Source organism: Ferroglobus sp. (assembly GCF_015521575.1).
GTDB lineage: Archaea > Halobacteriota > Archaeoglobi > Archaeoglobales > Archaeoglobaceae > Ferroglobus.
Window position 1 is genome coordinate 1 of record NZ_WANY01000208.1, and the last position, 4,888, is coordinate 4,888.

The window sequence follows — 4,888 nt, forward strand, 5'->3', positions numbered from 1 at the left end:
GGACGAAGAGAGTTCCGAAGATCAGCAGAGCTTTTTCTGAATACGCGAAACCGTAGAGCATTCCAACGAGTGCGACGTTTGATATTACGAATGTCGCCCAACCAAGTTTCTGACTTCTGAGCTTCCTCAGAGAGAGCATTGGAAATAGTTCGTACAGTCCTCCAAAGGTCGTTAATCCTATCCATCCTGCAGCCAAGAGGTGAGCGTGAACACGGATGTTGAAGGTGAGAATTCCCGAAAATGCTAAGAGCGCGTACACTACTCCAGCTAAGTAATAGATTATGGCTGCGGCAAAAAACCAGACCGCTATGCTTGGAGAAAGCCTTGCCGAGGAGATCGTCAGAAAGATTACTATCGCAAACAATATCGCTCCTAAAGTGTAAACAGCTGCGGAAATAGAGAAATCCACGATACCGCGCATAGAGAGAGCCAAAAGCACCGTGCCAAGATTTAAGAGGTAAAAACTTCCTTCAGCAAGAGGTTTTCCCCTCAACTCCGTTCCGAGTATTGTCGGGACTATCTGATACATCGCTCCTACAATAGTCAAGCTTACAAAACCTGCGAGCATTAAGTGGGAGTGAACGGGTTTGAAGTAAAATCCGAAGAGGTTGAGAATACCCAAAAAAGCTGCTACTACCAAGTAAACCAGAGCGGAGTATAAAAATTTCAAGGCTAAATTCATTTTAGACCTCCTCTATCTCTCTGATAAGGTCCTCCACTTTTAACCCTCTAAATTCCGCCGCATCTTTAATCTTCACGTTACCTCCACAACAGTCACAAATCCCGTACTTAAAAAGAACTCTTTTAGCAGCGGGTTTTTTCCTTAAAACTTCCGCAACCGTCATATCCGGAGAGATCATAACTAATCACCTTCCACTTTTATGTACCTCGTAACGTCGACGATTCCTCCCTTCCTCCTCTTCTTTTCAGCGAGTATCTTCATAACCTCCTCGTACTTGTCTCCTAAGCATTTTTCAGCATAGCTGCACCACTCTACGCAGCTGTCTATTTCGAATATCACTTCCTTTCCACAGTTCTCGCAAACTCCTTTTATCTCGTCCGTCCACCTCTCGATGTCAGCTCCGCAGTAGGGACATTTCACGATTTCAAGGGACGGTCTGAAGATCGTCGACACTCCTGGACAGCTTCCCGGGACGATCTCCGGCTCTCTTATTTCAAGTTTTACGTATCCGTCTTCTTCTTTATACTTTACGATATACCCTTCATCGTGAAGTTTCTTTATTAAAGCTTCGGGCTTCGCCTCTATGATAACATCCAAGTTACCTACCTCACGAACCTTCTCAAGAATTAAACTGAACCTCTTATCCCTATCCATTCCCCTTACGTCCAAAACCTCTACCATGTTCAAGCCCTCCTTATTCGGACAATCCACTTTTCCCCATCAAACCTCGACTCGCAAACGTAGCCTTTCTCCCTTAGCATAGCCATCAACGGCTTAGGTTCCACCTCAACTATCAGCTCCAATTCTCCGTGCTCCTGCAGTTTCTTCATGACGAGAGGAGGTCTCTCCGGATGAGGTAAACCTCTAACGTCAAGTCTCTCCATAACCATCACTTCGTGAGCAGCTTGTTAAGCACCTCCTCTTTCACGTATCCGGTAACCTTTACTTTCGCTTTAACCCCCAAATCTTCCACGCTTCGCTTTATAGCGAAGGCAAGCTGCTGACCTATAGGACAGAAGGGCGAAGAAGGGCGGAACGTGATGTGAACTTCGTTATCTTTAACTTCAAGTTCCTCGATCAACCCCATCTCCCAAACATTCTGTCTCGTGTGAGGGTCTATAACCTTCTTCAACTTCTCAACTACTTCCTCCTTACTCACCATACCTTACCACCAAAGAAGCTTTGTTCTCAAACTATAATAGCCTACTCCCGAAAAACTTAGGTTAATCAATGAGAAGATATCTTTTCAGCTCCTTTTCGAAGTTTTCTTCAATTACGCTTACGATTTTCCCGCTGAGTATGCTGTAAACCCTGGTTACGTACGGAAGAACGCTTTCAACCCTTTCATGGGTTATAATCGCTATTCCCATCTCCTCAGATTTTTCTACGAGAATTTTCAGAACTCTCTCAAAAGCTTTTTCCGAGAGTCCGGCAAAAGGCTCGTCGAGGAGTAGGTACTTCGGCTTCGAAATAAGACTTCTTGCCAAAACAACAAGCTGTCTTTCTCCTCCACTTAAATTTCCGGCTTTTAACTTTAGAAGCTTTTTTAATTCTGGAAAAAATTCCACAGCCTCGTTAACATCTCCGGTAATCGCCAAATTTTCTTTCACGCTGAGGTTCTCGGCAACTCTCATTTTTTCTGGAGAGTAAACTACACCAAGTCTGAACCTCTCGTGAGCCTTCATTTTACTCGCATTAACTCCATCGACAAAAACGTTCCCGCTGTGTTTTAGTATTCCGGCGATGCACTTGAAAAAAGTAGTCTTTCCGCTTCCGTTCGGTCCAAGTAAAAGTACGATTTCACCTCTCCTCAGTTCAATGTGGCAGTTTTCAAGAACTTTCTTTCCGTCAGCATGATAGCTTATTCTTTCAGCTTTCAACAATTTTTCCACCCTCCATCTTCAAAAAGCGATCAGCTAAGTTTGAGAGAATCCTTCTTCTGTGGGAGGTTATTATCATCGTCAAGCCCTCTTCCCTCAGCCTCTCTATTTTCTCCCTAACTTTAAAGACGTTTTCCACATCAAGCCCAGCAAAGGGCTCATCCAAAAGCAGAACTCTTGGATTCGTTGCATACGCTTTCAGAATCTCAAGAAGCCTTGACTCTCCGTGGGAAATAAACTCGACTTTTCTCTCCGCTATGTAATCTAAATCCCAGTCTCTTAGCATCTTTCTCGCAAGCTTGAAGGATTCGTCAACGCTGTGATAATTCATTAAAACGACTGCAAGGTTTTCCAAAACAGTCATCTCCCTAAAGTTTCTCGGAATTTGAAAAGCGTAAACTACTCCGAGCTTGACCATTTTTTCTGGAGGCAATGCTGTCACGTCCAGATCGTCAAGAAAGACTTTTCCGCAGCTTGGAGTTTCTATCCCGGCTATTATCTTCATTAAAGTACTCTTACCGCTTCCGTTCGGTCCGAACAATCCGAGGGTTTCTCCATCCTCAAGGTCGAAGCTCACGTTTTTAAGGATCATAACTCTTCCCTTAGACTTTGAGACGTTCCTGACCTTTAGCATACACCCACCCGCCAATCTTCGGTGAGAAAATTAAAAGCATCGCATACAAGAGAAGATGCGCTCCGGTAAGCAGAGCGTTCAGGTAGCTTGAGATAAGGAAGAGGGCTATAGAGGTGAAAGCTATGTATTCCTTTCTCCCTCCGGTTACCACGTAAGAAATGAAGGGGAATACGCTAACCTCAAGGGAAAAGATTTCCGGGGAAACGTGGGAAAAGTATAAGGCGATGGACAAACCCGCAAATGATCCTATCGCAGAGGAGATCACCGAAGTCGTTAACTTAACCTTCTCGACCTCAATTCCCACAGCTCTCGAAGCGAGCTCATCTGACTTTATAGCCCTCGCAAAGTAGCCAAGCTTACTCTTCAAAAAGCTCTCGAACACTATCGCAGAAGCTACGAAGGAAAAGGATGAGAAGAGAAGGGATGGTAGATCGTGTAAAATGAAAAATCCTTCTTCTCCTCCCCTCTCCCCGATAACGATGTAGGGGGCGATTACGTAGGATAGAAGCGAAAGCGTAAAGGTGGCGAAAACAAAAGCCGTTTTACCAGTTGTTCTTTTGAGAATATAGAAGAGGATTGCGCTCAAAGGAATGGAAATCAGAAAGCCGGCTGCAAGTGAGTTAAAAAGCAAGTACGTTATTGCTGAAAGGTACGCTGACGAGCCAACAACAAAGGAGTGTCCCATGCTCACCCTGCCTTCGTTCTCAAGTATCGCCCATGAAATTGAGATCGTCGCGTAAATCAGAGCGAGACCGATTAGCCATGAGACGTACCCCTTTAAAAGGAAGGGTAAGAGAGCTGCTACAACATACATCAGAAATCTCAAACGAACACCTCCAAAAACATTGAAGCTGCCAGAGAGACTGCGGTAATGTTCACAAGATTCCTCTCCCCGACGGATCTTTTTATCGTAGCAATGGCGGCTATTAAAATTCCAGCGAGCATGTAGCTTAGCCCTATTCTCGGGTGAATGGCAGCTCCCTCACTCGAAACTACTCCGAGAAGAATTGCAAAGAAAGTTGCGATGAAAATAGATGCAAAGCCGTAAGCAGCCGAATTAACTCCGCACATCCTCGCGAGCTCCTCATCCTCCTCTATAAACTTCAGCCTTATTCCGTGGGGGGAGAGGTAGAAACCTATTAGAAGTAAATATGAGGCGATAAAAACTTCTGGAAGAGCTCTAACTCCTTCGCTGACGACGTAGTAGTATCCCTTTTGCACACCTATTCTCAAAATTTCTTCTATCGCAATCCCGTAGCCAAGGCTGACTATCGTAGCATCCATGACACCCCTGCAAATTCTCTCTTTGATCAAAAAAAGCGGATAGGCTATTAAAAAGCTTAAAAGAAAAGCTAAAATAACCGACAACTCTCCGAAAAAGTAGACAAGGTATGCGCCTACCGAAAAGGCAGAATATAGGGAGAGATTCAGAAATTTTCCGATTCTGAAATTAAAAGAAATTAGGGAAGCGAATACCGAGAAGATGAAAAAGTTTTCGAGGAAAGTTAAGGCCATACAACATCTGACGTTTTGAACTCTTCTGGATACACAACCTCTATCTTTCCGTTAACGTACTCCCCTATGATTCCCTTAAGCTTTTCACTACCCCATATAGCTTGGTGTTTGTCGTCGAACTTGTAAATCCCAGCTGCTCCTTTGAACTCTCCTTCTTCAAGATTCTTAACGAGATCC

General features: G+C 44.3%; 9 protein-coding genes and 1 pseudogene. All 10 read right to left on the minus strand.

Annotated features, from left to right (window positions below; translation table 11 throughout):
• A partial coding sequence (locus F7C14_RS08250) for a hypothetical protein (RefSeq protein WP_290901728.1) occupies positions 1-682 on the minus strand: 682 nt, incomplete at its 3' end.
• Between the two features lies 1 nt (position 683).
• Positions 684-860: a DUF542 domain-containing protein gene (locus tag F7C14_RS08255; RefSeq protein WP_290901730.1), complete on the minus strand. Its 177-nt coding sequence runs from the start codon at positions 858-860 to the stop codon at positions 684-686.
• Between the two features lie 2 nt (positions 861-862).
• Positions 863-1,363: a hypothetical protein gene (locus F7C14_RS08260; RefSeq protein ID WP_290901732.1), complete on the minus strand. Its 501-nt coding sequence runs from the start codon at positions 1,361-1,363 to the stop codon at positions 863-865.
• Positions 1,364-1,365: 2 nt separating this feature from the next.
• Positions 1,366-1,572, minus strand: a complete 207-nt coding sequence (locus F7C14_RS08265; protein ID WP_290901750.1) for a DUF2249 domain-containing protein — start codon at positions 1,570-1,572, stop codon at positions 1,366-1,368.
• Entirely contained in the window at positions 1,572-1,844 is a 273-nt protein-coding gene (locus F7C14_RS08270) for an iron-sulfur cluster assembly protein (RefSeq protein WP_290901734.1), read from the minus strand. The genes F7C14_RS08265 and F7C14_RS08270 overlap by 1 nt, the downstream gene beginning before the upstream one ends.
• A 61-nt stretch (positions 1,845-1,905) precedes the next feature.
• On the minus strand, positions 1,906-2,574 hold the full coding sequence (locus F7C14_RS08275) for an ATP-binding cassette domain-containing protein (RefSeq protein ID WP_290901737.1): 669 nt from the start codon (positions 2,572-2,574) through the stop codon (positions 1,906-1,908).
• Positions 2,552-3,196: an ATP-binding cassette domain-containing protein gene (locus F7C14_RS08280; protein WP_290901740.1), complete on the minus strand. Its 645-nt coding sequence runs from the start codon at positions 3,194-3,196 to the stop codon at positions 2,552-2,554. The genes F7C14_RS08275 and F7C14_RS08280 overlap by 23 nt, the downstream gene beginning before the upstream one ends.
• Positions 3,165-4,022, minus strand: a complete 858-nt coding sequence (locus F7C14_RS08285; RefSeq protein WP_290901744.1) for a branched-chain amino acid ABC transporter permease — start codon at positions 4,020-4,022, stop codon at positions 3,165-3,167. The genes F7C14_RS08280 and F7C14_RS08285 overlap by 32 nt, the downstream gene beginning before the upstream one ends.
• Positions 4,019-4,711, minus strand: coding sequence for a hypothetical protein (locus F7C14_RS08290; protein ID WP_290901747.1), 693 nt, complete (start codon positions 4,709-4,711; stop codon positions 4,019-4,021). The genes F7C14_RS08285 and F7C14_RS08290 overlap by 4 nt, the downstream gene beginning before the upstream one ends.
• Positions 4,702-4,888, minus strand: a pseudogene (locus tag F7C14_RS08295) (branched-chain amino acid ABC transporter substrate-binding protein); the annotation flags it as partial. The pseudogene F7C14_RS08295 and the gene F7C14_RS08290, both read right to left, overlap by 10 nt.

Bases quoted from the DNA above. Each gene is read 5' to 3' on its own strand.
- F7C14_RS08255 (WP_290901730.1), bottom strand. From the start codon at position 860: ATGATCTCTCCGGATATGACGGTTGCGGAAGTTTTAAGGAAAAAACCC.
- F7C14_RS08265 (WP_290901750.1), bottom strand. From the start codon at position 1,572: ATGGTTATGGAGAGACTTGACGTTAGAGGTTTACCTCATCCGGAGAGA.
- F7C14_RS08280 (WP_290901740.1), bottom strand. From the start codon at position 3,196: ATGCTAAAGGTCAGGAACGTCTCAAAGTCTAAGGGAAGAGTTATGATC.
- F7C14_RS08270 (WP_290901734.1), bottom strand. From the start codon at position 1,844: ATGGTGAGTAAGGAGGAAGTAGTTGAGAAGTTGAAGAAGGTTATAGAC.
- F7C14_RS08260 (WP_290901732.1), bottom strand. From the start codon at position 1,363: ATGGTAGAGGTTTTGGACGTAAGGGGAATGGATAGGGATAAGAGGTTC.
- F7C14_RS08290 (WP_290901747.1), bottom strand. From the start codon at position 4,711: ATGGCCTTAACTTTCCTCGAAAACTTTTTCATCTTCTCGGTATTCGCT.